Source organism: Yersinia sp. 2541 StPb PI, from assembly GCF_052217145.1.
GTDB lineage: Bacteria > Pseudomonadota > Gammaproteobacteria > Enterobacterales > Enterobacteriaceae > Yersinia > Yersinia enterocolitica_E.
On the sequence record NZ_JAZGQB010000001.1, the window covers coordinates 2,013,143 to 2,038,066 of the forward strand.

The window sequence follows — 24,924 nt, forward strand, 5'->3', positions numbered from 1 at the left end:
TTGCCGATAGCCAGGTACGGAAATTATTGGCATATGGCTGTACCAGCATCTTGTATCCCTTTAGTATTTTTCAATTGGAATTGGCTGTAGCAGCGGGTGCCATTATCAGCCCGCACTATGGTGAGTTTATTCAACTGGGTGGCTTGCTCAATATAAGCCATACCATCCCAACCGACATAACCGCTAGGTGTGTCGCCCGTGGTATATATCGCGCTGCCTTTCGGTAAGTCTTGACCGGATTTATCGGTAAGTCTGATATTTGCGGCGGTAATCTGTGTTATGGGGAAATCAATTAAATAGCCACTGCGTTCGCTGATCGCTAAATTTCGCTCTACTGTTGGCAATATGACATCGGCAGGTAAATTCATGGGGTCAATCTGGAATTTGGCCTGATAATATGAAGAAACTGTCGGAATCAAGATATATCCGTTGTTGTTCGTAGTACCAATCAGTTGGTTTTCGTAACTGACCGGAATATTGCTAAAACCATTGGTTGATACCAAGGCAAATGCATCGTTAATCATATTACTGGCATAAACGCCGCCATTCATCATAACCAGCGAGCCACTTAATTCACCCCAACTATTATAGTTATCACTATTGCCATAAACACCGGCGCGACTTTCCATTATCCGAGTGCGCCAAATAACATCTGCTTGTTGGTAACTGCTATTTTCACTGTTGCCGTTGGCATAAGCGAGATTCCAACCCAGTCCGCCATTAGAAGGAGCTGCCCGGCTATAATTCACGCGTTGGGACCACTGGTTATCAACATCACGGCTGGTGCTGGCGCTGGCTGATCCCCATTCACCCAGCGGGATACTCCAGATCAGTTGTGCGTTGTAACCTTTGGTCCCCAACTCACGATTGAGGGAGAGGTAAATACTGGTATTACGGAATATTGAGGTGCTATAGCTGATATTGACCAACCGGGTTCGCTCACCGAGCGCATCCCTGACATCGAAATAACCAGATCCAAGTGTCCCTAAGTTTCCAAGGCTGATACTGCCGGTTATCTGGTCGGTACGTCGGCTCAGACGAAAGTCGCTTTTGTAATTAGCCAGATCGCCATAATTATCGCTGCGGCTAATGCGCTGAGCATTCAGATTAAAGTAGGAATTACTGTAGGTATAACCTAATGAACGCTGGTTACCGATACCACCACGGGTATTAATGGCAACCTGTGAGGTATTAATGGTTGAATTGTTGATATCAGTGGCTGGTTGACTGATGACATCACTAAATGCATCGGCAGAGGTACTACTCATGCTGTAGGCACCATTCAGTACCCCAAATAGGCCCAGTCGAAATCCGGCTCCGCCACCTACCACATTCATGCCTTTGGCAGCATCCCCTCGGCCTTCTAGTGTCAACCAAGACGTTGTGCCATAACGAACCACGCCACTGGCGACAGGATCAGCATAATCGGCAGAACGGATGGCATAATTGCGGCGTAAAGCACCGGCTGACAGGCTAAAATCCCACATGCCGGGTTTTAGCAGTGAACTGGCAACATAAAATGGCACTGAGGTGCTGATTTGTCTACCGAGGGCATCGGTTGTAATAATAGTCGCTTGGCCAGCACCATTAATACGAGGGGCATTATCGATAACAAAAGGGCCGGGGTTAATATTGGCTGATTGTGTTCTGAAGTTATCAATATACAGTTCGACAGTGCTAGGTACCGCAGCTTGACCGGCAAATTGCGGCATCGGATAGGTAATAAGGTCGGGGCGAATAGCAAAATTACGCGCGATTTGAACACCACCCAGGCGCACCGCGCTACTCCAGGGCAAGGCTCCAGTGATCAGGTCACCTGCGGTATAACGTAGCAGGTTTTTTTCATCATTCCTCTGCCATTGGGTATCAAACCGAATATAGCCGTTATTATCCGTGTCGCCGTTATTACCTGAAAAGTTAGTACGATAAACGCCGGTATTACTGATTAAACCAAAACGGTCAAAAATACGTTGCTCGCTCCAGGCTGAGGCATTACCTGACTGTGGGTTACCACTGTTCTGGCTGACATAAAAATCATAATTTAATAAAAATCCCAGGCTACTTTGTGCAAGATTAAAATCATCGGTTGCGGCAGAGTTAATTTGCTGTTTCGGTAACCACTCGCTGGGAACATCAATTAATAGCCGTTGGTTTTCTCCATCATATTTCACGGCCACCTTATCCATCTTATCAACCGCAACCTCAGCACTAGAGGGTAATCCGATGGTTTTTAACTGTGCTGGTGAAAGATAGTAATGTCCCCCGCGATAGATGACTGGCACAGCATCACCAAAGTTACGGTCATTGACCACTAACTCAAGATATAAGGTACTGTCGGGCATTGCTGCCATAGGTGGCGGCAGATTATCCCCCCAAACTTCCCAGGGGATGAGTGGAGGCAACAACACTGAGCCATACATCAATATTAATAATGGTGACAGCTTGAATCTGATAGTCATTCCCAACCCTAGGTTATTATTAAACACACCTTATCTGCTGTATGCGAACACCTTATTGGTGTGGGATGACTATGGGTTTGGTGCTGTTATTGATAATGGCGCTTAATTCTCCTGTTCTGGCTGTTGGGCTGAGCGGGAAACTCATTTTTGCGCCGGCTAACACATAACCGAGTAAACCTTTATTAATGTCTTTCTCTTGCAGGGTCACCCGCGAAATCCGTGCATGAACAGCGCCCTGATTAGTGATATTCAACCATTGTTTCTCGCCTTGTGAATGCACGCTATAACTGAGTTTCGTCGGCATAACACCGGGGGCTGGCGTGGTATCAGATGCCGCCAGCACACCACTGCCGTAAACAAACAAGGGAACGGAATAGCGCATTTGGAATTTCAGCCCTAACTGAGTGGCAGCGGGGGCGGTTTTATCGTTTGGGTCCTTATAAGGTATTTCATCAATTAATATGCGGTAGGCTTGTTCTTGCCCAGCGGGAACGGGGGCGTTTTTGACTAAACGAATCAGTTGACGCTTACCGGGTTGAATAGTTGCAACCGGTGGGCTGGCGATGATTCTTGATTGCGGGGTGTAATCGTCTTGGGTGTTGACCTGCTGCCAACCTAATACCCGAATCTGCATATAGATAGGCTGACTATCTTTATTTTCCAACCACAATGCAGTGGCTTTATCATTGTCTGAAATTATCGGGTCAATGGGCCAGATCAGAACGGAGGCCGCAGCATACAGTTGGCTACTGGTCAGTGTGGCCGAAAGCAATATTACCCGAGATAGTAGGTTAAATGGCGTCATAGTGAAATCTCCTGCGGCATCGTGCCAGTAATCAATAAGTAACTGTAACTAATAAAGTATCTGTGTAGACGCCAGCGCTGGGTTGCATACTACTGGCAAACAGTTGTGCATATAAAATGACTTGTTGCAGGGTGCCATCGGTGGTCACTAAACGTGTCGATCCCCCATTGGCACCATCCCCCCAGATCTGTGTTCGGGCAGGGTTTTGATATATTTGATACAGCAAATATTCGCCCGTTGTGCTGTTGAGTAAGCGCCTGCCGGCAGAAATGTTACCTGAGGTATTGGCCCCGGAATTAAGCGCCAGTGTGACCGTGGGATTACCACTGCACTGGAGGACGATACTGCCTGAGTTGAGTCCAGATATTGCGTTAGTGGCGTTTGCCAATGAAGAGACGGTGCCGAAATCCAATGTGCCAAAGTTGCTGGTATCGGTGGCTCCGCCCCCAAGGCTACAGCCGGTTTGCACTATTGCATTGACAGTGAAACTTTTAGATACCGGTGAGGTGGCAGCATGGGTAACGGCTATGCTGAGTACTAAAATAAGTAGGGCGCGGGTGAGGTTATACTGAGATAAAGCATATTTCATTGTCAGCATCCTCCATAATATTTACCAATTCACCGTGACCTGAACGGTGTCGGTATAAGTCCCTACCGCCGGGGTCGGTTGGGCAAAAACCAGACCATAAACAGGAATGACCACCACTGATCCGCTAGCAATCTGGGAAATGCCAGTCAGGTTATCCCAAACTTTGCTATGTGCCGCATCGGTATACAGGTTGTAATTAACATGCTGGCCTGACGGGCCGCCGGCCAAATAACGGCTGGCAGTGCTACCACTCTGCCCGCCATTGAGTAGCACATTAAAACTGGTCCCCTTACTGCATTGGACGGAAATGGCACCGTTATTTCCCTGACCGGCGACGGCAATCGGAGTAGTTAACGCCACCACAGTGCCGAAATTCAGGGTACCAAAACTGGTTGCGCCATTAACAATGGTGCCCGCAGTACAAGTGGGCAATAGCGTGGCACGGACGGTGATATTGGCATTTTTCGTTATAGCCCCAACGGGAAAAAGTGGCAGCAGTAACAAGCTGCAAGTGGCGGCCAGAGCAAACAAGCGGCCTGCCATTACCAGGTAACAGTGACGGTAACAGTATCGAGATAGGTGCCGACACTGGGTGTCGCTTGAACAGGGACGCGGGCATAAATAGTCAGTGGGATCGCGGTGGCCAACCCAGTGCCCGTTCCATCAACCGTGCCGGATACTGGCGTCGCATTCCATGGCTGAAGAAAACCGTTGTCTCTGTAAAGGTTATAATTGACGAATTCTGATGTTCCGCCAGCCAGTCGGCGTTGCCCAGAGTTGTCATGCAGCCCATTATCTATTGCGATGGAATAAGCGGTATTATTGCTGCAATGCAATTTAAGTGAATCGTTGGTCGTGCCACTGAATGTCACGCTAAGAGGTGCGGTTAGGTCGCTCACTGTGCCGAAATTTACAGTGCCCAGATTACTTAAGTTGCCACTCCCGAGACCATTATCGATGTAACAACCGGCGATGATGTTGAGTGTTGCGTTTAGTGTTCCACTGGCGGTACCTGCACCTTGCACTGGCGCTGTCTGTAGTACCATCACCGCACCTAAAATAAGTAAAATTTTCTTCATTATTGCTTCCTTAATCATCTAATTTGCAGCCAGGTAAGCGAGAACAGAGTTGCGCCAATAACGTAGCGAAACTAATGTTTATGTAACAAATCATTAAAAATTTAGATATTTAATTAATAGCAGCAAGATTTAGAAAGTGTTTAAAATTAATTAAAAAATCTTTATCCATCTCATTTACATCATTTATTCCTATTTGTACTGGCAAAAATTTAAAAATGGGTTAGCTATTTTATTCAAGATAAATTGATGTTTTTATATCGGGGGTTTACTGGCATGAATCCATTCAGCCAAATAAGGATATGCTGAGATCCATATCAAAGATCCTGGCTATTGATTAGATTTATTTTTTGAATATATTGCAGAAATAGCTAAAGCAGTACCGCCCAATAGGGCGGCTATGCGGTAAGTAAACTGCATTCCCTGGGTGATATGATCCACGGTTGCTAATTGAATGTTTTGCTGGGCGCAGGCAAAGGCGAAAATAGCCCCCATGACAGCGGCGCCAGTAATCAGCCCGAGATTGCGCGAAAGATTCAGCAGGCCGGATGCAATGCCTCGTTGTTGCGCGCCAACAGATTTAATCACCAGCGTATTATTCGCAGCCTGGAAAATAGCATAGCCAGCTGTAATCAGGCAGACCGGCAAAATATAGCCGGGCAGGCCGGCAATTGGCCCGATCATCGACAGTGCAATTGCCCCGGTAGTGATCGCCGTTAATCCTGTAATCACCATCATTTGAGCACCGAATCTGTCGACCAGATAACCCGCAGGAACCCCGATGAGTGCCGCGACTATCGGGCCGGCGGACATCGACAATCCAACCCATGGTGTACTCATGGCAAAAGCCCGTGAAAGATAGAATGGCCCAACGACTAAGGTTGCCATCATGATAGTGGTGACCAATGCACTGACTATCAATGCACTACGCAGTTGTGAGTGGCGCCACATAGCGGTTTGAATTAATGGGTATGGGGTGTTCTTTTCCGCCCAGATGAATAATCCGATGCCGATTACCGCAGCGAGTAATAACACTAAATTAAGTGTGCCGAAGGTGCCATGGCCCAGCGTCATGGCAAGGGCATACAGTGCCAGAGTCAGGCCCAGCAATAGCATCCCAAGAGGATCAAAACCACCATGGGCCTGTTGTAATTCGTTGTTAGTGCTAGGGAATGAGTCGGAGATGGGTAAATAGCGTGATAGCAAAAATAGGGCTAATAACCCAAAAGGGATGTTAATCAGGAACATCGCTGGCCAACCGAATCCGCTGATTAACATGCCGCCCACTGATGGCCCAAGTGCCGTGCCGATAGCCGAGATGCTGCCGAGCATGCCCATCGCCCGCCCGATTTTTTCTTTGCTAATCGCCTCACCGACCAGCGCCAGAGTCAGTGTCATCATGGTGGCGGCCCCTAATCCCTGTAACACACGGGCAGCAATTAACACTCCGATGTCAGGGGCTAACGCGCAACCCAGAGAGGCCACTGTGAATAAACCAATCCCCGCATTCAACAATCGGCGTTTGTTAGTGATATCCCCCAAACGGCCAATGCTGATGGCCGAGGTGGTAATCGCCAGTAAATAGGCTAAAACGACCCACTGCGCCGCTTGAAAAGAGGCACTGAAAGTGAGTGTTAACGTGGGTAAGCCCACATTGGCGATACTGGTTGCTAATGAAGAAAGCAGCATCGGCAGGGAGAGGCTGATAACTATTCTGCTTAGCGCACTGTTGGCGATGATGTCACTATTGATGTTTTCGGTATTGATTTTCATTAATAGATTAACTCCTGAATGACCTGTTCAGGAGAGACTAGGGCATTACATCATAAGGCGGAAGGCGCATGGAATGCAGTTTATCCATGCATAAAACGCCATGTCAGCATGAGGTTGTGCTAGAGTCAGTACATGACAAAACCTGATCTCAATTTATTAATCACACTCAATGTTCTGCTGGCCGAGGGGAGCGTAGCGCGTGCTGCCCAGCGATTAGGGCTTAGCCCATCGGCGATGAGCCGGGCGTTGGCAAGATTGCGTAAAACAACCGGTGATCCCTTGCTGGTCAGGGCAGGGCGCGCCTTGGTACCGACACCAAGAGCACTTGAACTGCGTGAACAGGTCAGCCAATTAGTACAAGAAGCCACATCGGCGCTGCGGCCTGCGGCAAAACTGGACCTGGCACAGTTGATGCGTACCTTCACTTTGCGTACCAGCGATGGCTTTGTCGAAAACTTTGGCGGCGCATTGCTGACTCGGATTCATCAACAAGCCCCCAATGTGCAACTGCATTTCATGCAAAAATTGAATAAAGACAGCGCATTGTTACGTGATGGCATGGTGGATCTGGAAACGGGTGTTGTGGGTTTGGCTGCCAGCCCTGAATTACGCACACGGGCACTTTTCCGCGATCGCTTTATGGGGGTGGTGCGTGTTGACCACCCGTTATGTGGAGAGGAAATCACCCCCGTGCGCTATGCGACCCAAGGGCATATTGTGGTTTCACGGCGTCAGGGCCATAAAGGGCCGATTGATGAGGCACTACAATTACTTGGGATTGAACGGAATATTATCGCCTCGGTTGATTCTATATCCACCGCATTGGCGCTGGTGAGAGGGACGGACTTGGTGGCGACGGTTCCCGAACGGCATAGCCAGAATCTGCGCCGAGGGATGTACAGTTTTCCGCTTCCTTTAACCTTACCGACTATTACGGTTTCGATGTTGTGGCATCCGCGCATGGATGCTGATCCGGCGCATCGTTGGTTGCGACAATGTGTGCTGGATGTGGTGGTGACACCGAGTGAGCAGCAGGTTGCACACGAAGATTAATCTTTACGCAGAAATAATGTTGGGGAATTATCAGGGCAGCCCAGTGTGAGCTACCCTGATGAGCACCTAAAAGCGGGGGATTGCTGTACCCCAATTGCGCCAATCTTTCGGCTCTTCTGGGTTAAGCAAGAAGTGCTGATTTATGCTGGCCTTAGGGGCCAGTGGCGTAGTTGGTGGGGTCGCGAAAGCAATGCCGCCGCGTATAAATTGCTGGAAGGTGCCGCTTTTCACCACACCACCGGTTAGACCGAATTCAAGGTTGTACCCTGATGCCAGCCAGAACACGCTATTTTGCCGCACCAACTGCTGGAATTTCTGGCTGATCCGTATCGATACTTGCACGCGATCAGACATCGCACCAAGGTTAAACCCGGTAACAGTACCTACTTCAAGCCCACGGAAGAGGACCGGTGTGCCAACTTGCAATGATCCTGCCTCAGCGGTATCCAGAATAAGGCTCAGCCCATCAAGATAACGGGAGTCGGTAATAGTGGCGGTTTGCAACTCAAAAGTACGTAATGTGCCACCTTTACCCGGCTCTACATTAATATAAGGTTGGAACAAGGTGTCCAGATTATTGACCCCTGCGGCTGATATCTCCGGCGAGACAATAGAAAAGCGGGTACCGGCCCGGGTAAAGTTCTGCACATATTCTGGATAAAGCACGGCTTTGGCTAACACTTCGTTGCGCTCTGGTGCCAGTTTCAGCGATTCGACTTGGCCAATATTGATACCCAAATAACGAATCGGCATGCCGGTTGCCAGTTTGCTGGCATCAAAGGTGCGCAAGATGATTTGACTACCGACAGCACGGGCGGCGGTTTCATTACCATACAAGGTGCGTTTGGCCCCCTTATCCAGTGTCACACCTTCCAGATTATCAAAGCTGATAGCTCCTTTTAGAGCGCGATTCAATGGAGATGCCTGCACAGTTAGCCCACTGCCGTTCAACTGGACTTTCGCCCCACCTTCGGCCCAGAAAATGCTCTTATCAGTGAGTAAATTGCGATATTCGGGCTGAATATAGACATCTACTTCAAACTCATTGGCTTTTGGCCTGATATGGGTAATTTCACCTACCTGAAACTTGCGATATAACACCACAGAACCGGTTTGCACATCGGGCAAGCTGGCAGCAGTTAAACTTAGTGTTGTGGCGGGGGCGTTGCCTAAAATGCCATCGGTAGCTTTGGCGACACTGCTATACAGCGGATACTTATTCAGGGCTGCACCTTTACTGCCCGGCAGTATCAGAATACCGCCATCAATCCACTCCTGCGCACTGGCACCCTGAATATCAATGCCATCAATCCCGAGTTTTACCTCCAGCCGACTGTTCACCACAAACTTGCTGTCTTTATGCACCAAATCACGGTATTTGGCTTCAATTGCTGCCGTGAAGGTAACACCGTCGGCTGATAGCTCACGGGTCAAGACTTGGCCAATTTTAATTCCATGTAGCGAGATCGGCTGGCCGATATCAATGCCATAACTTTGCGGTGCAGTTAATTGCAATTCGAGCACATTGGGCTGCTGCAACAGACTTTTACTGCTTGGTAGCACGGTAAAGTGTTTTTGTGGTGCCCCTTCACCCGGGATTAACTCTAATGTATTGCCAGTCAAGAGTTCACTCAGTTTGGCATCATTAAGACTGATTCGGGGGCTGTTCATTTCAATGCGGCTGCCTGCACGCATCAAATCGACCACTGAAGGGTCAATGGTCAGTTCACCGGTCACCTTACTGTCCGGTTGAAGTGTCATTTTGGTCAGGGTGCCTACCTGTAACCCTTGATAAATCAGCGGTGTTCTCCCCTCGCTTAAACTACTCCCACTGGGTAAATCCAGCGTGATTGCCACACCACGTTGGCTATGTGCTAAATCGGGGTAGAGCTGAAAGGGTTGGTCCGGTTTCGCATCTGGGCTGTTTTTGGGTGAGTCAAAGGCAATGGCACCATTGACCAAGGCAGCCAGACTTTCCATTTGAACCGACGCGCCACTGAGACTGAAGTCACCTTTAAAACCAGACACATTCCAGAAGCGGGTATCGTTTTTTACCAATTTGGCGAAGCGCCGATCAATCAGTACGTCAATGACAACGCCATTATTATCAGGCGCGATATTGTAGTCATAGACTTTACCCACCGGGATTTTACGGTAGTAAACCAGAGAGCCGTTATTGAGTGAGGCCAAATCGGGGGCATGGAGGTGAACCATCAATTCGCCGGTATTCAGGCGGAACTTAGGCTGGGTATCCAATGCGGTAAAGTGGCTCTGCGGTTTGCCCTCGCCTGGCATCATCCCGATATAGTTACCACCGACTAGCGCATCCAAGCCAGAGACCCCGGCCAAAGAGGCCTTGGGCGTCACTAGCCAGAACTGTGTCCCTTCTCGCAATGAGTCTTCCATATCATTTTTGATACTGGCGGTGACTTTTATATTGCGCAGGTCATCATCCAGACTGATGGATTGCACCATCCCGACTTCAACGCCCTGATAGCGAATCGGGGTTCGGCCCGCCACAATACCGGCGGCAGACTGGAAATCAATAGTGACTTCGGTACCGCGGTCCTGCCAGTTGTTATAAATCAGCCAACCGGCAATCAGCAGGGCAATAAAAGGCAGCAACCAGAAAGGCGATATCCGGCGTTTATGTTTAATTTGTGCCTCAGTCGGTGTACTCGGCGTTTCCTGTTGCATGTGCATCCCAAATCAATCGGCTATCGAGCCATTCAACAGCAAGGATAGTCAAAATGACCGCAGACCCAAAATAGAAGGCTGCCGGTCCCATAGTGAAGGAAAGGAGCTGATCACGATTAATCAGCGACATCATTAACGCAATAACAAAGAGGTCTAGCATCGACCAACGGCCAATCCAGGTAATCAGTCGCAGTAATCGCATGCGCGTTTTAAGGCTATGTTGCGTCTTTAGATGAATGCTGAGCAACAATGTTAGCAACACAATCACCTTGGTAAACGGCACCAGCACACTGGCGATAAACACCACCGCGGCAATGGGCAGGTTACCCGATGAGGCCAAAGAGACCACGCCGGAGAAAATAGTATCTTCCATGCGGGTGCCATTGGCATAAACAATTGATATCGGTAAAAGATTAGCAGGCAACAGCAGGACTATCGAGGCAATTAACGCCGCCCAGGTTTTTTGGATGCTATGGCGGCGGCGATGGCGCAAAGGGGTATGGCAGCGTGGGCAGCGGCCGTGTGCATCGCAGTGCCCGGTATAATGGCATGACAGGCAAATGCGCAATGTTTCCCGGGGGCCGGGGGGCTGCTCCTGGGGATAAAATCGCTCCCACAACTGCTCCAGATTCAAATGCACCAGCGTCAGAATACTGAGTAACGTCAGAGCCAGAAACGCTATCAACCCGCCACCGGGCATAACGTCCGCATACTCTTTGACCTTAATACAGGCCACCGCCATACCGATAAGATAGATATCTAGCATGACCCATTCTTTTAGCCGCTCCAGCATCAATAACACCGGGCGCAGGTTCATGCCAATCCGGCTGCCGATACGCAGATACAGAATCGATGCGGTGAGTGTAACGGGAGCGCCAATAATACAAAATGCCACCATACTGGCTGTAATCGGGCCACCCTGACGACTCATTTGCCAGATACCCTCTAACAGACTGGCATCAATCCGCGTGCCGAGCAGGCGAATGGTAATCAGCGGCTCGGTAAAAGCAAATGGCATCAGCAGTAACATGGCAACCGCCATGGCGGTCAGGCGGGTAAGGGACCAATCGCGCCCACTGGCAATTTTTGCGCTGCATCGTGGGCAATAGGCTGTTTGTGTACCATTGAGCGGCGGCAGGGTAAATAGCGCATCGCACTGGCAGCAACGCTGAACCCTTGCAGTGGAGAGTGGCCGTTGAATGGCATGTACCTTCATATTATAAAACCCTGATGCTGACACCGGTTTATAAAGAATAGCGCGGATGGTAGCAGAGCAATCGGTCAAAACAAGGGGCAAAACGGGCCAAACCCCCGATGGCGATAACTCTTTTACTTCGTTATAGCGGAATAACCTTGTAGCCAAGGGTATTTAATGATTACTTTATATAAGCTAAGCATAACTATCGCCTCTGGCTATTCTTAGGTTTCTAACGGTCATTACATGAAAAAAGCAGAATTCTACGCGGAATTAAAACGTGACTTGAGTGCCCTGATTGCAGGTGAAACGAATTTCATTGCTACTTTGGCTAATGCCAGCGCTTTACTTTATGAGCGTCTTGATGGGTTGAATTGGGCCGGTTTTTACTTGATCGACGGCAAACAATTAGTGCTGGGTCCTTTTCAAGGGAAAATCGCCTGTGTCCGTATTCCAATCGGCAAAGGCGTATGTGGAACTGCCGTGGCAGAAAACCGCGTTCAGCGAGTGGCGGATGTGCATGCATTCCCCGGACATATTGCCTGTGACGCCGCAAGTAATGCTGAAATTGTGCTGCCAATCACTGTGAAGGGTAAAATTATCGGCGTTTTGGATATCGACAGCATTGTTTATGATCGCTTTGATGACGCTGATGAATTGGGTTTAATCTCAGTTGTGGCGGGGCTTTGCGAGCATCTTGACCTGTGTGACAGTGAGAAATATGTCACACAGACTGCAAGTTGATATACGGATAACGTGGCAATTGCTGATGGCGTCATTATAATGACGCCTGTTCATGCCTGCGCTGGTTGGCAAACCCGTTGTAATCAGGAAATTTCATGGAAAATCAACCTAAGTTGAACAGTAGTAAAGAAGTCATAGCCTTTTTGGCTGAGCGGTTCCCGCTTTGCTTCACCGCCGAAGGCGAAGCACGTCCACTGAAGATCGGTATTTTTCAAGATCTGGTCGAACGTGTTCAGGGGGAAGAGAATTTAAGCAAAACGCAATTGCGTTCTGCGCTGCGTCTCTATACCTCAAGCTGGCGTTATCTTTATGGGGTCAAAGTCGGTGCTGAACGTGTTGATTTAGACGGCAACCCTTGTGGTGTGCTGGAAGAGCAACATGTAGAACATGCCCGCAAACAGCTAGAAGAGGCGAAAGCCCGTGTTCAGGCACAACGTGCTGAACAACAAGCTAAAAAGCGCGAAGCTGCCATTGCTGCGGGTGAAACCCCAGAGCCACGTCGCCCACGTCCGGCAGGTAAAAAACCTGCGCCGCGTCGTGAAGCGGGTGTGGCTTCGGAAAACCGCAAGCCTCGTCAGTCACCTCGCCCACCACAGGCTCGGCCACCTCGGCCACAGGCCGAGGAAAACCAGCCACGCCCTGTGCCGGTCACAGATATCTCTAAACTGCAAATTGGTCAAGAAATCAAAGTCAGAGCAGGTAAGAGCGCGATGGATGCAACCGTATTAGAAATCGCTAAAGATGGCGTACGGGTGCAGCTATCTTCCGGTCTGGCGATGATTGTGCGCGCAGAACACTTGCAGTTCTGATACGGAGGCCAACCTAGGCATGAACAAATTTGTCAGACTAACAGCAATCGCAGGCTTGTTACTGGCGGGGGCGAGTTACGCAGCGGATACCACCTATCGCATCGATCAGCTACCTCAACTGCGTCAGGAACCCGAGCATGCAACCGTGAGTGAGCGCGTAACATCGCGCTTCACTCGCTCTCACTATCGTCAATTTACACTGGACGATCAGTTTTCCGCCAAAATATTTGATAGATTCCTCAACATGCTGGATTACAGCCATAACGTGTTGTTGGCATCAGATGTGGCACAGTTTGCGGATAAAAAGCAGTCGCTGGATGATGAGTTAAAATCAGGCCAGTTGGACACGCCTTTCGCTTTATTCAATTTGGCGCAAAAACGCCGCTTTGAGCGCTATCAATATGCATTGTCAGTACTGGACCGGCCAATGGTCTTTACCGGTAATGACACCATTGATATTGACCGTGGTAAAGCACCTTGGCCTACCAGCGAAGCTGAGCTGAATAAGCTTTGGGACGCAAAAGTTAAGTACGATCAGCTTAATTTGAAATTAACCGGTAAAACGGATAAAGAAATCAAAGAGACGCTGACAAAACGCTATCAGGCGGCCATTAAGCGTTTGACGCAAAGTAATAGCGAAGATGTGTTCCAGCTAATTATGAATGCGTTTGCGCATGAAATTGACCCGCATACCAACTATCTGTCGCCACGTAATACCGAACAGTTCAATACTGAAATGAGCTTGTCTCTGGAAGGTATTGGCGCTGTCTTGCAAATGGATGATGATTACACCTTAATCAACTCTATGGTTCCAGGTGGCCCCGCGGCGAAAAGTAAAACTATCGCCGTAGGTGATCGGGTGATCGGTGTGGGTCAAACCGGTAAGCCGATGGTGGATGTGATTGGATGGCGTCTCGATGATGTCGTGGCACTCATTAAAGGGCCGAAGGGCAGTAAAGTGCGGCTGGAGATTTTACCGGCCGGTAAAGGTACTAAACCGCGCACTGTAACCTTGACCCGTGAACGCATTCGTCTTGAAGATCGCGCAGTGAAAATGTCGGTGAAAACTATCGGCAAAGAGCGTGTCGGTGTACTGGATATCCCTGGTTTCTATGTTGGCCTGACCGAAGACGTTAAGGTGCAATTGCAGAAGCTGGAGAAAGAGAATGTCAGTAGCATTATTATTGACTTGCGCAGTAATGGTGGTGGTGCTCTGACCGAGGCTGTGTCGCTGTCCGGTTTGTTTATTCCGAGTGGGCCGGTGGTTCAAGTGCGGGATAACAACGGCAAAGTGCGTGAAGACAGTGATACTGATGGCGTGGTGTACTACAAAGGCCCGCTGGTGGTATTGGTGGACCGCTACAGTGCATCCGCTTCCGAAATCTTTGCTGCTGCCATGCAGGACTATGGTCGTGCATTAATTGTCGGTGAACCAACCTTTGGTAAAGGTACTGTTCAACAGTATCGGTCGTTAAATCGTATTTATGATCAAATGTTGCGCCCGGAATGGCCTGCGTTAGGTTCACTGCAATACACTATCCAGAAATTCTATCGGGTAGACGGTGGCAGTACTCAGCGTAAAGGGGTAACCCCGGATATCGTGATGCCAACCGGTGTTGATCCGGCGGAAACGGGTGAGAGTTTCGAAGACAATGCCTTGCCTTGGGACAGTATCAATGCGGCCAGTTACGTCAAGAGTGGTGATCTGAAGCCACTGGAGCCGGAGTTACTGAAAGCACATACAGCGCGGATTGCCGCTGATCCTGAATTCCAGCATATTCAGCAAGATATTGAGCGTTATAAAGCGTTGAAAGAAAAACGCAACATCGTCTCTCTCAATTACGCTCAGCGTGAAAAAGAGAACCATGATGATGATGCCACGCGACTGAATCGCTTGAATGAGCGTTTCAAACGTGAAGGTAAAAAGCCACTGAAGTCATTGGAGGATTTGCCAAAAGACTATCAGGAGCCAGACCCTTATCTGGATGAGACTGTTCATATTGCTTTGGATTTGGCTCATAAAGAAAAAGCGCAGCCACAAGTTGAATCACCACCAGCGGCAGCACCTGCGGCAAAATAAGTCAGCAGATAATATGAAGGATCCGGGCCTTAAAAAGAGCCCGGATTTTTTTTACGTTTTTTTCATCGCCGAATTTATCAATTGGCGAAAAAATAGCAAAATATGTAATGAAAAGTATCCAAATTTGTAAAGTTATGTTGATTTACTCTGTTAGAACTTAACAAGCCTTGAAAATTTATCAGATGCCCATACGATCAGCGTATCTCAGTAGTAATTTGGCTAAGTCATCATCCAGGATTATGCCAATTTTGACTTAAGACCCATGTGACTCAACACAGTGTCGACTTAAAACAATAAGGAAATAAATTTTTATGATGCGTATCGCTCTGTTCCTTCTCACCAACCTGGCAGTCATGTTGGTGTTCGGGTTGGTACTAAGCCTGACAGGTATTCAGTCCAGCAGTGTACAAGGGCTGATGATCATGGCTGGTCTGTTCGGTTTCGGCGGCGCATTTGTTTCGTTGCTGATGTCCAAATGGATGGCTTTGCGTTCAGTGGGTGGTGAGGTTATCGAACAACCGCGCAATGAAACTGAGCGCTGGTTGCTGGATACGGTACGTCGCCAATCTCAGCAAGCCGGTATTGCTATGCCACAAGTTGCTATTTATCAGGCACCGGATATTAACGCCTTTGCGACCGGGGCTCGTCGTGATGCCTCTTTAGTGGCAGTGAGTACAGGTCTATTGCAGAACATGAGCCGTGATGAAGCAGAAGCCGTTATTGCTCATGAAATTAGCCACGTTGCTAACGGCGATATGGTCACCATGACCTTGATTCAGGGGATTGTGAATACCTTTGTAATTTTCATTTCACGCCTGATTGCGCAAGTCGCGGCCGGTTTCCTATCAGGGGACCGTGATAATGAAAGCAGTAGCGCTGGTAACCCGATGGTCTACTTTGCCGTATCAATGGTCTTGGAATTGGTCTTTGGTATTCTGGCCAGCATTATCACCATGTGGTTCTCGCGCCATCGCGAATTCCACGCTGATGCCGGCTCAGCGAAACTGGTAGGGCGTGAGAAGATGATAGCGGCTCTGCAACGGCTGAAAACCAGCTATGAGCCACAGGAAGCAGGCAACATGATGGCTTTCTGCATTAATGGTAAGTCCAAAACCTTCAGCGAGCTGTTTATGTCACATCCGCCGCTGGACAAACGTATTGAAGCGCTACGTTCAGGCCAGTATCTGAAGTAGCCACCACCAACTCTTCTGATTAAAAACCCCGCCCGCCAGCGGGGTTTTTTTATTGCAACCCGAGTCTAGCCACGTTTCTGGCTTATGCGCAGCACACTCACCAATGCGGCGATACTGGCAAAGCAGCCAGCCAGCACCAGAGAAGCATGAGTGCCACTGGTTGAGAACAGATTGAACATTAATGCCACTAATGCCGCCCCAGAGGTTTGCCCGAGTAAACGGGCGGTGCCTAGCATGCCGCTGGCCCCACCACTACGATGTTGCGGTGCAGCAGAAATAATGGTGTGGTTATTCGGCGACTGAAACAGGCCAAAACCGGCACCACATAGCACCATCCGCCAGATAATATCCACATCACTCGGGTTGGCTGGCAGCAATGCTAGCAGGAACAAACCACTGGCAAACACCGCCAAACCTATCCCGCCTAATAATCCTGCATGATAACGTTCGACTAATCGCCCGGCTATCGGGGCTACCACCATGGTTGCCAACGGCCATGGGGTTAACAGCAGTCCGGTTGCCACTTCATCACGGCCCAGAACAGTTTGTAAAAAGAAGGGCAGTGACACCATTGCCAGCATTTGTGCGGCAAAAGAGCAAATAGAAGTGCCGATTGATAATGCAAAAATAGGAATACGCAGTAAATCAACCGGAAGCAGCGGGAAAGACTGACTAAGTTGACGGCGTACAAAGAAGAAACCAATTAGCAGCAATGCGATAATTTCAGCCGCTATCAGGGTTGGGCTTTGTCCCTGAGCAAAGCCACTGATAGCGGTTATCAGTAAACCAAAGGTCAGAGCATTCATCACACAACTGGTAAAATCGAAACGGTTACCGTTACTTTTCATATTATTGGCAGGCAAATACTTCATACCTAACAACCATGCCAACAAGCCGATGGGGACATTAATGGCAAATAGCCACTGCCATGAAGCAACCGATAGCACCGCCGCGGCAATGGTGGGACCGGCGGCGGCGGAAACGGCCACAATCAATGAATTAATACCGATACCACGGCCCAGTTGTGCTCGTGGATAAATAATCCGAATCAATGCAGTATTAACACTCATTAAGGCTGCTGCGCCAAGCCCTTGCAGCACACGGGCAAATGTTAGCGTCCATAAGGAGTCAGACAGAGCACAGAACAGCGATGTCACACTAAACACCAGTAAACCTGCCTGATAAACCCGCCGATAACCGATGATATCGCCCAGCGATGCCATTGAGAGCAACGACACGGTGATAGCTAACTGGTAAGCATTCACGACCCAAATAGACGTGGCTGGGCTGGCATTGAGGTCACGAGCGATGGTTGGCAAAGCTACGTTGGCGATAGTGCCATCCAACACCGCTATGGTAATACCGAGTGCAATAACCAATATTGCAGCATAGCGCTGAGGAACCGGCATGCCATCGTTTGATGATGGGATCATAGGTTTTATCTGTAAAAATAATGATGTAGGTAAGTGTTTATATGCTAACCAGTATTGTGCTTGAATGCATCCTTGCCAGCCGGCTTATTTGTAAATAGCGATGTGGTACAGTTATCGCAATCAGATTAACAGGCTGATAAGCACAGTAATTTGGCTAAATCAGTAAAAACAGAACCGCGATCACGGAAAAATGAAACATCGTTTCTATAATGTGAGATAGTATTAGCCTGACAGGTTCCCCTGCGGGCAAATTTTAATTCTCTGATGATTTTAAGGACTTTCCTGATGGCCAAAGGTAAACAAATCCCCCTGACATTTCACACATATCAGGATGCCTCTACCGGTGCACAAGTTACACGGTTAACGCCGCCTGATGTCACTTGCCACCGTAACTATTTCTATCAAAAATGTTTCACCCGTGATGGCAGTAAGTTGTTGTTCGGCGGCGCTTTTGATGGTCCGTGGAACTATTACTTGTTGGATCTCAACACGCAAGTGGCAACACAACTGACAGAAGGGCGTGGCGACAATACCTTTGGTGGTTTCCTGTCACCTGAAGACGACGCACTGTTTTATGTCAAAGATGGCCGTAACCTGATGCGGGTCTGTCTTGCCACACTGGAAGAGAGCGTGGTTTATCAGGTGCCTGAAGAGTGGGTGGGTTACGGTACCTGGGTCGCCAATTCAGATTGTACCAAGTTGGTCGGTATTGAAATTAAACGCGAAGACTGGGTCCCCTTGACCGATTGGAAAAAATTCCACGAGTTCTATTTCACTAAACCTTGTTGCCGTTTGATGCGTGTTGACTTGAAAACCGGTGAGTCGGCGGTGATTTTGCAAGAGAATCAATGGCTAGGTCACCCAATCTATCGCCCTTATGATGACAGTACGGTCGCATTCTGCCATGAAGGTCCACACGATCTGGTTGATGCACGTATGTGGCTAATCAATGAAGATGGCAGCAACATGCGTAAAGTGAAAACCCATGCTGAAGGCGAAAGCTGTACCCATGAGTTCTGGGTACCCGATGGTTCGGCGCTGGTGTATGTCTCCTATTTGAAAGGCAGCCCGGATCGCTTTATCTACAGTGCTGACCCACAGACATTGGAAAATCGCCAATTGACCTCTATGCCGGCGTGTTCCCATCTGATGAGTAACTATGACGGTACGTTGATGGTCGGCGATGGTTCAGATGCACCGGTAGATGTACAAGACGATAGCGGCTATAAGATCGAAAACGATCCTTTCCTGTATGTATTCAACATGAAAAATGGCAGCCAGCATCGTGTTGCTCGCCACGATACCTCATGGCAGGTGTTTGAAGGTGATCGGCAGGTGACGCATCCACATCCTTCCTTTACCCCTGATGATAAACAAGTTCTGTTCACATCTGATGTTCATGGCAAACCTGCACTTTATTTGGCTACTTTGCCTGAATCAGTCTGGCAATAGTTAAATTTTGCACTAGCCTCTTTCATGGAAAGAGGCTAATTTGCTGTCTGCAAGGTTAATATCTTATTATTCACATTGGTTTATTGCACAGTCTCGCAACTTCCCTTTATAATAAAACCACTGTTCTATTTTTTTTAAAACATATTGTTTTATGAAACACAGAAAACTGAGTAGGGTAACCAAGAAATGGCTATTGCAGATCTAGATAAACAGCCCGACTCTGTGTCGTCGGTTCTGAAGGTTTTTGGCATCTTACAAGCATTGGGTGAAGAACGGGAAATTGGTATTACCGAGCTTTCCCAACGTGTAATGATGCCTAAAAGTACGGTTTACCGCTTTCTCCAGACCATGAAATCCCTGGGGTATGTTGCTCAGGAAGGCGAATCAGAGAAATACTCCCTTACGCTGAAGTTATTTGAGCTGGGGGCTAAAGCGCTACAAAATGTTGATTTGATTCGTAGCGCAGATATACAGATGCGTGAATTATCTAATGAAACTCGTGAAACTATTCACTTGGGTGCATTGGATGAAGACAGCATTGTTTATATTCATAAAATTGATTCTATGTATAACCTGCGGATGCATTCCCGTATTGGTCGTCGTAACCCACTGCACAGTACCGCAATTGGTAAAGTGTTATTGGCGTGGCGTGACCGTGGTGAAGTAGAGGAAATCTTGTCTCATATTGAGTTCACCCGTAGCACTAAACACACCCTGGATAGCGCGGCTGCATTATTGCCAGTGCTGGATCTGGTGCGTGAGCAGGGCTTTGGTGAAGATGTCGAGGAGCAAGAAGAAGGTTTGCGTTGTATCGCTGTACCTGTTTTCGACCGTTTCGGTGTGGTGATCGCGGGCTTAAGTATTTCATACCCGACACTGCGTTTTTCTGAAGACAGCAAGAGTGACATAGTTAAATCTTTGCATCGCGCAGCACGTAACATCTCAGAGCAAATGGGTTACCGTGATTATCCTTTCTGAGGATAAAGCGAAATAGGGTAAATACTTTATAATTATTGGATATTTTTAATCAGCTGTTAATTATAACTATTTATTCCTTCCCAGCGATGTCGGACGGCTCCTTTAACCAGGGGCCGTTTTTTATTGGTAAATCCCCCGCGCCAAGGTGTAAGCGGCCCGACGTACCAAAATCAGTGATATGACGGTAAGCTGGGTTGTTAAAACAGCCATAACAGCAATTAATTTCTATGTATAATTATCAATCTAATACTATTTATTGTGTTTGGTATTATTCGGTCTTGTGATTTGTTAATTAAATGTATTGTTGACAGTCCATTTAATTCGGTTGGGTCACTATAACCGTGCTTAATCATATTATAGGGAGAAAAATGATGAGGAAGTTATTAAGCGCGGGTTTGTTACTGCTATTGGCGGGTTGTAGTAGCCCTCACAGTGACCGGCCGCATAAACTGATCGACCGTGATGATTATAAAATCGATACTAATCATCCATCAGTGGCTCAAAATGAACGAGTGCGTTTTTTAGTGCTTCATTATACTGCAACAGATGATGCTGAATCACTGCGAATACTGACTCAGGGTAATGTCAGTGCCCATTATTTGGTAAAAACACATCCCCAAAATGTTGAGGGCAAACCGGTTGTTTTGCAATTGGTGCCTGAAAGCCAAAGAGCCTGGCATGCCGGGGTGAGTTACTGGGAAGGGCGCACCAGTCTCAATGATACCTCTATCGGTATCGAAATCGTCAATAAGGGCTTCACTGAGAGGATGTTGGGTAGAAGATGGTATCCTTACAATGAGTCTCAGATTGAATTGATTGAGCGCCTTACCAGAGATATTGTCGAGCGTTATAATATTGCTCCGATGAATGTCGTAGCTCACAGCGATATTGCTCCACAGCGAAAATCTGATCCCGGTCCGCTATTCCCATGGCAGCGTTTGGCGCAGCAAGGCATAGGCGCCTGGCCAGATGACGCAACAGTCGCTAAGTATATTGATGGTCGAAATAAGTATGATATCGGCTCAGTTACTGTTATTCAGCAGGCACTGGCCCGTTATGGTTATCAAATCCCACAAAGCGGCGTGCTGGATAATGAAACCATTCAGGTTATTAAGGCTTTTCAGATGCATTTCAGGGCGCAGAATATTCGCGGCGTACCAGATATAGAAACTGAAGCCATTGCTCTGGCGTTGGTCGAGAAATATCACCCATAGGGTAGTTGACGTCGCCAATTAATTAGCGGCAATAAGCACTTTAAAAGCAGAAAGCCAGTCATTTTACTGACTGGCTTTCTGAGCCATCACAATAGAGTGACTAATTAGCGTCGGTTACTGATGGGCTAAATCGCCATCATCGTCGCTGTTGAGAATCTCTTTATCGGTCTGTTTCATCAATTGGCTGGTAATGGTACCGGCGGTCATTGAACCGCTGACGTTCAGCGCGGTCCGGCCCATATCAATCAATGGCTCAACCGAGATCAATAAAGCAACCAATGTAACTGGCAAGCCCAATGCCGGCAAAACAATCAGCGCGGCGAAGGTTGCACCACCGCCCACACCGGCAACACCGGCAGAACTGATGGTTACAATCCCAACCAGTGTGGCAATCCATACTGGGTCCAGAGGGTTGATTCCCACCGTTGGTGCGACCATTACGGCCAGCATCGCCGGATAGAGGCCAGCACAGCCATTTTGCCCAATGGTGGCACCAAAGGAAGCAGAGAAGCTGGCGATGGACTCCGGGATACCCAAGCGGCGGGTTTGAGCTTCCACATTCAGCGGAATACTGGCGGCGCTGGAGCGGCTGGTAAAGGCGAAGGTCAGCACCGGCCAGACTTTGCGGAAGAACTTCAACGGATTGATGCCAGTGAATGACAGCAACACGGCGTGGACCACAAACATAATCGCCAGACCAAGGTAGGAGGCAACGACAAAGCTCCCCAGCTTGATAATATCTTGAATATTAGAGCCAGCGACAACCTTGGTCATTAGTGCCAATACGCCGTAGGGGGTCAGTTTCATCACCAGACGTACCAGTTTCATCACCCAAGCTTGCAGCGTATCAATAGCAACTAATACGCGTTGTCCTTTCTCGACATCATCTTTCAGCAATTGCAGTGAGGCAATACCGAGGAACGTCGCGAAAATCACCACGCTGATAATTGAGGTCGGACTGGCCCCGGTCAAATCGGCAAACGGGTTTTTCGGAATAAACGACAGGATCAACTGCGGCACTGTCAAATCCGTCACTTTGCTTAAGTAGTTGCTTTCAATGGCACTCAAACGTGCTGTCTCTTGCGTACCTTGTACCAAGCCTTCAGCGGTTAAGCCAAACAGATTGGTAACCAGCACGCCAACCAGAGCAGCAATTAAGGTGGTGAAAAGCAACGTACCGATTGTCAGTACGCTAATTTTACCTAGCGAAGAGGCATTATGCAGTTTAGCGACAGCACTCAAGATTGAGGCGAATACCAGCGGCATAACAATCATCTGCAATAATTGCACATAACCATTTCCGACAATATTAAACCAGGTGATGGACTCTTTCAGTACCGGGTTATCAGCACCGTATACCCATTGCAAGCTCAGACCAAACAGCACACCCAGTGCTAAGCCAACCAAAACTTTCTTGGCCAGACTCCATTGTTTATGCCGGGTTTGTGCCAATAGTAATAGCAGTGCTACAAATACCAGCACGTTAATCACAAGCGGAAGGTTCATCCCCATATCTCCAAATTATTATTTTAAATACTGGCACATATTCTATTACTATTTTTATCTAGAACAGAGCCAAGCACCGTCATGGTGCAATTAGCCGCATATGGTAGCAGTTCCTCTTCAGGCTCACTTATATCCAAAAGGAATTTTATATAAATTTTTACCCTGATTTGTATGGAATACATTCAAATTGGTGATTATTAACCCATTAAAATGTGATCACAGTCGAAAGTTTTTCAATTGTTCCATATAGGATAGCAAGGGAATGGTGGTATCAGTTTGCCAATAGACGGAAAAACAAACTAATAGAACACAGAATACGCGTTCTAATTGATTGCCTTTTTGTGGGCGTAATAGCGGGATACAGAATCGCCAGCGGCAAGGCCATAACAGCGGTACGCCAGCAGGTGTGAGCATATCCGCTAGCAAATGGCTGAAATAGCCAATAATCATTGCATGGAACGCATCTGCGGGAATAATCCAATCGCGTGAGATGTCCATTTGAAATAGTGCCACACCACCAATAACGGCCAATAGGCTATGGGTAAACCCACGATGGCCAAATGCACGAGCAATGGGGGTGGAGAGCCACTTTAACCGCTGGCCAAGGATTGACTTTGGGTGATCAATATCGGGTAGCAGGGAAGTTAGCAGGGCGCCAGGGATAATATGCCACCAGTCACCCTGTGCCAGTTCCGGTGTAAGACCGACTTTTTTGGCAAAGATAGCGCAGGCGACAGAAAAAATAAGGTGTCCTTCCCCTGTCATACTTGAATTCCGAGTCTGTAGCTGTTGATTTATCCAGTATATGAGATTTATCTTGGCGTGGATAGCCGTTACGCTGTAACTAAATGTCTCATTTTTCTCTGGCTGAGAGCAGGGAGTTTAACGTGAGTATTCAGGGGGGAAATATCAGGTCTTGGGCTGAAATGAAGTTACATTGATAAAAAAAGGGGAAAAGTGACCGGGAGTCGACTTTTCCCCAAAGTAATACGGGTATGGGCATAATTTAACAAATAATGATGAGGGTACTCATAACAACATAATAATTAGAAGCTGTACTGCACACCGACACGGTAGCGAGTTTGACGCTCGTCAGTCGTTTTGCTACCTGCTACGTTGCCGATAGCAACATATGGCTTCCAGTTTTTATCCCATTTGTAAGCAATTTTCAGATCATGACTCCATTCTTCTTTTTCTTTATTTGCCAGAATTTCATCTTCAGATTTCTTGTAGTTTAATTCGTATTCTGCTGAATAGTCTTTCAAGAAACTATAAGCAAACAGCATGGTGAACTCATGGCCTTTCTCTGTTGCTTTGGTCTGAGCTGGCTGGTTACGCTTGTAATATGGGCGATAACGCAGTGAGGTAGAGAAATCATCAGTAAAGGACACTTTACCGCGCAGGTAAGGGCGATAGTTGTTCGAGTCAGATGATGACTCTAATGAGAAACCAGGCTCAATCTGGAATGTTTTGTTGAATTGATAGACGTAGCTGGCAACCACTTCGGTACCATTACTGACTTGCTCATTAAATGGTTTATTAGGCGTAGTATCAGAGCTGTGCTGGCCCCATTTCCCTTCTAAAGATAAACCAAAACCATTGGCAAAACGGTTGGAGATCAGTAAACGGTCTTTATGATCAGATTTACTGGTATCTTTCATTTCATGCCGATAGTCAATTGTTGTTGCAACAGAACTAAAACTGATAACAGATGCCACTGCCAAAGTAAGTAATTTAAATTTCATTTTTTATATAATCCCAGGGTTATGGTTATTTAAAACAACAATCATTAACAATTTTATAAAAATCAACATACGACTAAAAAACAATTCCACAATCAAAGAAACAACGTTTCACTTTATGTGGAT

At 47.8% G+C, this 24,924-nt stretch carries 20 protein-coding genes; 8 read left to right on the forward strand and 12 right to left on the reverse strand.

The annotated features are described in order from the left end of the window. Positions 1-23: 23 nt before the first annotated feature. The 6 genes from V1953_RS08920 to V1953_RS08945 all read right to left on the reverse strand — a co-directional run bounded on the left by V1953_RS08920 (position 24) and on the right by V1953_RS08945 (position 6,702). Complete coding sequence (locus tag V1953_RS08920; protein WP_083158649.1) at positions 24-2,459, reverse strand: fimbria/pilus outer membrane usher protein; 2,436 nt, start codon at positions 2,457-2,459, stop codon at positions 24-26. Positions 2,460-2,511: 52 nt separating this feature from the next. After that, on the reverse strand, positions 2,512-3,264 hold the full coding sequence (locus tag V1953_RS08925) for a fimbrial biogenesis chaperone (RefSeq protein ID WP_083158650.1): 753 nt from the start codon (positions 3,262-3,264) through the stop codon (positions 2,512-2,514). Between the two features lie 31 nt (positions 3,265-3,295). Continuing rightward, positions 3,296-3,853, reverse strand: coding sequence for a Csu type fimbrial protein (locus V1953_RS08930; protein ID WP_442850839.1), 558 nt, complete (start codon positions 3,851-3,853; stop codon positions 3,296-3,298). Between the two features lie 21 nt (positions 3,854-3,874). Beyond that, positions 3,875-4,396, reverse strand: coding sequence for a Csu type fimbrial protein (locus V1953_RS08935; RefSeq protein ID WP_442850840.1), 522 nt, complete (start codon positions 4,394-4,396; stop codon positions 3,875-3,877). Then, the gene (locus V1953_RS08940) at positions 4,396-4,932 is read right to left on the reverse strand and encodes a Csu type fimbrial protein (protein WP_372559177.1); all 537 of its coding nucleotides are present in this window, start codon (positions 4,930-4,932) and stop codon (positions 4,396-4,398) included. The genes V1953_RS08935 and V1953_RS08940 overlap by 1 nt, the downstream gene beginning before the upstream one ends. Positions 4,933-5,259: 327 nt before the next feature. Continuing rightward, entirely contained in the window at positions 5,260-6,702 is a 1,443-nt protein-coding gene (locus V1953_RS08945) for an MFS transporter (RefSeq protein ID WP_442847789.1), read from the reverse strand. A gap of 132 nt (positions 6,703-6,834) precedes the next feature. On the opposite strand from V1953_RS08945, the gene V1953_RS08950 reads away from it, so the two are divergent. After that, positions 6,835-7,755 carry a LysR family transcriptional regulator gene (locus tag V1953_RS08950; RefSeq protein WP_442850841.1) on the forward strand — a complete coding sequence of 307 codons (921 nt, stop codon included), beginning with the start codon at positions 6,835-6,837 and terminating at the stop codon, positions 7,753-7,755. Between the two features lie 66 nt (positions 7,756-7,821). Here the strand turns inward: V1953_RS08950 and V1953_RS08955 are convergent, their stop codons facing one another. Further along, entirely contained in the window at positions 7,822-10,452 is a 2,631-nt protein-coding gene (locus V1953_RS08955; RefSeq protein WP_083158656.1) for a PqiB family protein, read from the reverse strand. Next, positions 10,421-11,668, reverse strand: a complete 1,248-nt coding sequence (yebS, locus tag V1953_RS08960; RefSeq protein WP_420073511.1) for a membrane integrity lipid transport subunit YebS — start codon at positions 11,666-11,668, stop codon at positions 10,421-10,423. Before yebS ends, V1953_RS08955 begins: the two co-directional genes overlap by 32 nt. A 225-nt stretch (positions 11,669-11,893) precedes the next feature. On the opposite strand from yebS, the gene V1953_RS08965 reads away from it, so the two are divergent. From V1953_RS08965 to htpX, 4 genes are all read left to right on the forward strand, one after another. Then, positions 11,894-12,391: a GAF domain-containing protein gene (locus V1953_RS08965; protein ID WP_083158658.1), complete on the forward strand. Its 498-nt coding sequence runs from the start codon at positions 11,894-11,896 to the stop codon at positions 12,389-12,391. A gap of 95 nt (positions 12,392-12,486) precedes the next feature. Beyond that, complete coding sequence (gene proQ / locus V1953_RS08970) at positions 12,487-13,200, forward strand: RNA chaperone ProQ (RefSeq protein ID WP_005182952.1); 714 nt, start codon at positions 12,487-12,489, stop codon at positions 13,198-13,200. A gap of 19 nt (positions 13,201-13,219) precedes the next feature. Continuing rightward, positions 13,220-15,280: a carboxy terminal-processing peptidase gene (gene prc / locus V1953_RS08975; protein WP_083158659.1), complete on the forward strand. Its 2,061-nt coding sequence runs from the start codon at positions 13,220-13,222 to the stop codon at positions 15,278-15,280. A 311-nt stretch (positions 15,281-15,591) separates the two neighbouring features. Continuing rightward, positions 15,592-16,473 carry a protease HtpX gene (htpX, locus tag V1953_RS08980; RefSeq protein WP_005182949.1) on the forward strand — a complete coding sequence of 294 codons (882 nt, stop codon included), beginning with the start codon at positions 15,592-15,594 and terminating at the stop codon, positions 16,471-16,473. Positions 16,474-16,538: 65 nt separating this feature from the next. On the opposite strand, the gene V1953_RS08985 is transcribed toward htpX, so the two are convergent. Next, positions 16,539-17,906 (reverse strand): MFS transporter, encoded by a 1,368-nt coding sequence (locus V1953_RS08985; protein ID WP_083158660.1) that lies wholly within the window; start codon positions 17,904-17,906, stop codon positions 16,539-16,541. Between the two features lie 285 nt (positions 17,907-18,191). Here V1953_RS08985 and ogl point away from each other — a divergent pair, with 285 nt between their 5' ends. The 3 genes from ogl (at position 18,192) to V1953_RS09000 (ending at position 21,550) form a co-directional block, all read left to right on the forward strand. Next, positions 18,192-19,358, forward strand: coding sequence for an oligogalacturonate lyase (ogl, locus tag V1953_RS08990; protein ID WP_083158661.1), 1,167 nt, complete (start codon positions 18,192-18,194; stop codon positions 19,356-19,358). Positions 19,359-19,544: 186 nt separating this feature from the next. Further along, entirely contained in the window at positions 19,545-20,336 is a 792-nt protein-coding gene (gene kdgR, locus V1953_RS08995) for a DNA-binding transcriptional regulator KdgR (protein WP_050077553.1), read from the forward strand. Between the two features lie 371 nt (positions 20,337-20,707). Continuing rightward, positions 20,708-21,550: an N-acetylmuramoyl-L-alanine amidase gene (locus tag V1953_RS09000; protein WP_083158662.1), complete on the forward strand. Its 843-nt coding sequence runs from the start codon at positions 20,708-20,710 to the stop codon at positions 21,548-21,550. Positions 21,551-21,664: 114 nt separating this feature from the next. Here V1953_RS09000 and V1953_RS09005 read toward each other — a convergent pair whose 3' ends face one another. The 3 genes from V1953_RS09005 to V1953_RS09015 form a co-directional block, all read right to left on the reverse strand. Further along, positions 21,665-23,056 carry an L-cystine transporter gene (locus tag V1953_RS09005; RefSeq protein WP_372569244.1) on the reverse strand — a complete coding sequence of 464 codons (1,392 nt, stop codon included), beginning with the start codon at positions 23,054-23,056 and terminating at the stop codon, positions 21,665-21,667. A gap of 216 nt (positions 23,057-23,272) precedes the next feature. Next, a complete protein-coding gene (locus V1953_RS09010; protein WP_005182936.1) occupies positions 23,273-23,821 on the reverse strand; it encodes a metal-dependent hydrolase in 549 nt (182 codons plus the stop codon). Positions 23,822-24,102: 281 nt separating this feature from the next. After that, positions 24,103-24,801, reverse strand: a complete 699-nt coding sequence (locus V1953_RS09015; RefSeq protein ID WP_083158664.1) for an oligogalacturonate-specific porin KdgM family protein — start codon at positions 24,799-24,801, stop codon at positions 24,103-24,105. Positions 24,802-24,924 lie beyond the last annotated feature (123 nt).

Excerpts from the sequence above, each read along its gene's own strand:
- V1953_RS08920 (WP_083158649.1), bottom strand. The coding sequence starts at position 2,459 with ATGACTATCAGATTCAAGCTGTCACCATTATTAATATTGATGTATGGC.
- V1953_RS08925 (WP_083158650.1), bottom strand. The coding sequence starts at position 3,264 with ATGACGCCATTTAACCTACTATCTCGGGTAATATTGCTTTCGGCCACA.
- V1953_RS08930 (WP_442850839.1), bottom strand. The coding sequence starts at position 3,853 with ATGAAATATGCTTTATCTCAGTATAACCTCACCCGCGCCCTACTTATT.
- V1953_RS08935 (WP_442850840.1), bottom strand. The coding sequence starts at position 4,396 with ATGGCAGGCCGCTTGTTTGCTCTGGCCGCCACTTGCAGCTTGTTACTG.
- V1953_RS08940 (WP_372559177.1), bottom strand. The coding sequence starts at position 4,932 with ATGAAGAAAATTTTACTTATTTTAGGTGCGGTGATGGTACTACAGACA.
- V1953_RS08945 (WP_442847789.1), bottom strand. The coding sequence starts at position 6,702 with ATGAAAATCAATACCGAAAACATCAATAGTGACATCATCGCCAACAGT.
- V1953_RS08950 (WP_442850841.1), top strand. The coding sequence starts at position 6,835 with ATGACAAAACCTGATCTCAATTTATTAATCACACTCAATGTTCTGCTG.
- V1953_RS08955 (WP_083158656.1), bottom strand. The coding sequence starts at position 10,452 with ATGCAACAGGAAACGCCGAGTACACCGACTGAGGCACAAATTAAACAT.
- yebS (WP_420073511.1), bottom strand. The coding sequence starts at position 11,668 with ATGAAGGTACATGCCATTCAACGGCCACTCTCCACTGCAAGGGTTCAG.
- V1953_RS08965 (WP_083158658.1), top strand. The coding sequence starts at position 11,894 with ATGAAAAAAGCAGAATTCTACGCGGAATTAAAACGTGACTTGAGTGCC.
- proQ (WP_005182952.1), top strand. The coding sequence starts at position 12,487 with ATGGAAAATCAACCTAAGTTGAACAGTAGTAAAGAAGTCATAGCCTTT.
- prc (WP_083158659.1), top strand. The coding sequence starts at position 13,220 with ATGAACAAATTTGTCAGACTAACAGCAATCGCAGGCTTGTTACTGGCG.
- htpX (WP_005182949.1), top strand. The coding sequence starts at position 15,592 with ATGATGCGTATCGCTCTGTTCCTTCTCACCAACCTGGCAGTCATGTTG.
- V1953_RS08985 (WP_083158660.1), bottom strand. The coding sequence starts at position 17,906 with ATGATCCCATCATCAAACGATGGCATGCCGGTTCCTCAGCGCTATGCT.
- ogl (WP_083158661.1), top strand. The coding sequence starts at position 18,192 with ATGGCCAAAGGTAAACAAATCCCCCTGACATTTCACACATATCAGGAT.
- kdgR (WP_050077553.1), top strand. The coding sequence starts at position 19,545 with ATGGCTATTGCAGATCTAGATAAACAGCCCGACTCTGTGTCGTCGGTT.
- V1953_RS09000 (WP_083158662.1), top strand. The coding sequence starts at position 20,708 with ATGAGGAAGTTATTAAGCGCGGGTTTGTTACTGCTATTGGCGGGTTGT.
- V1953_RS09005 (WP_372569244.1), bottom strand. The coding sequence starts at position 23,056 with ATGAACCTTCCGCTTGTGATTAACGTGCTGGTATTTGTAGCACTGCTA.
- V1953_RS09010 (WP_005182936.1), bottom strand. The coding sequence starts at position 23,821 with ATGACAGGGGAAGGACACCTTATTTTTTCTGTCGCCTGCGCTATCTTT.
- V1953_RS09015 (WP_083158664.1), bottom strand. The coding sequence starts at position 24,801 with ATGAAATTTAAATTACTTACTTTGGCAGTGGCATCTGTTATCAGTTTT.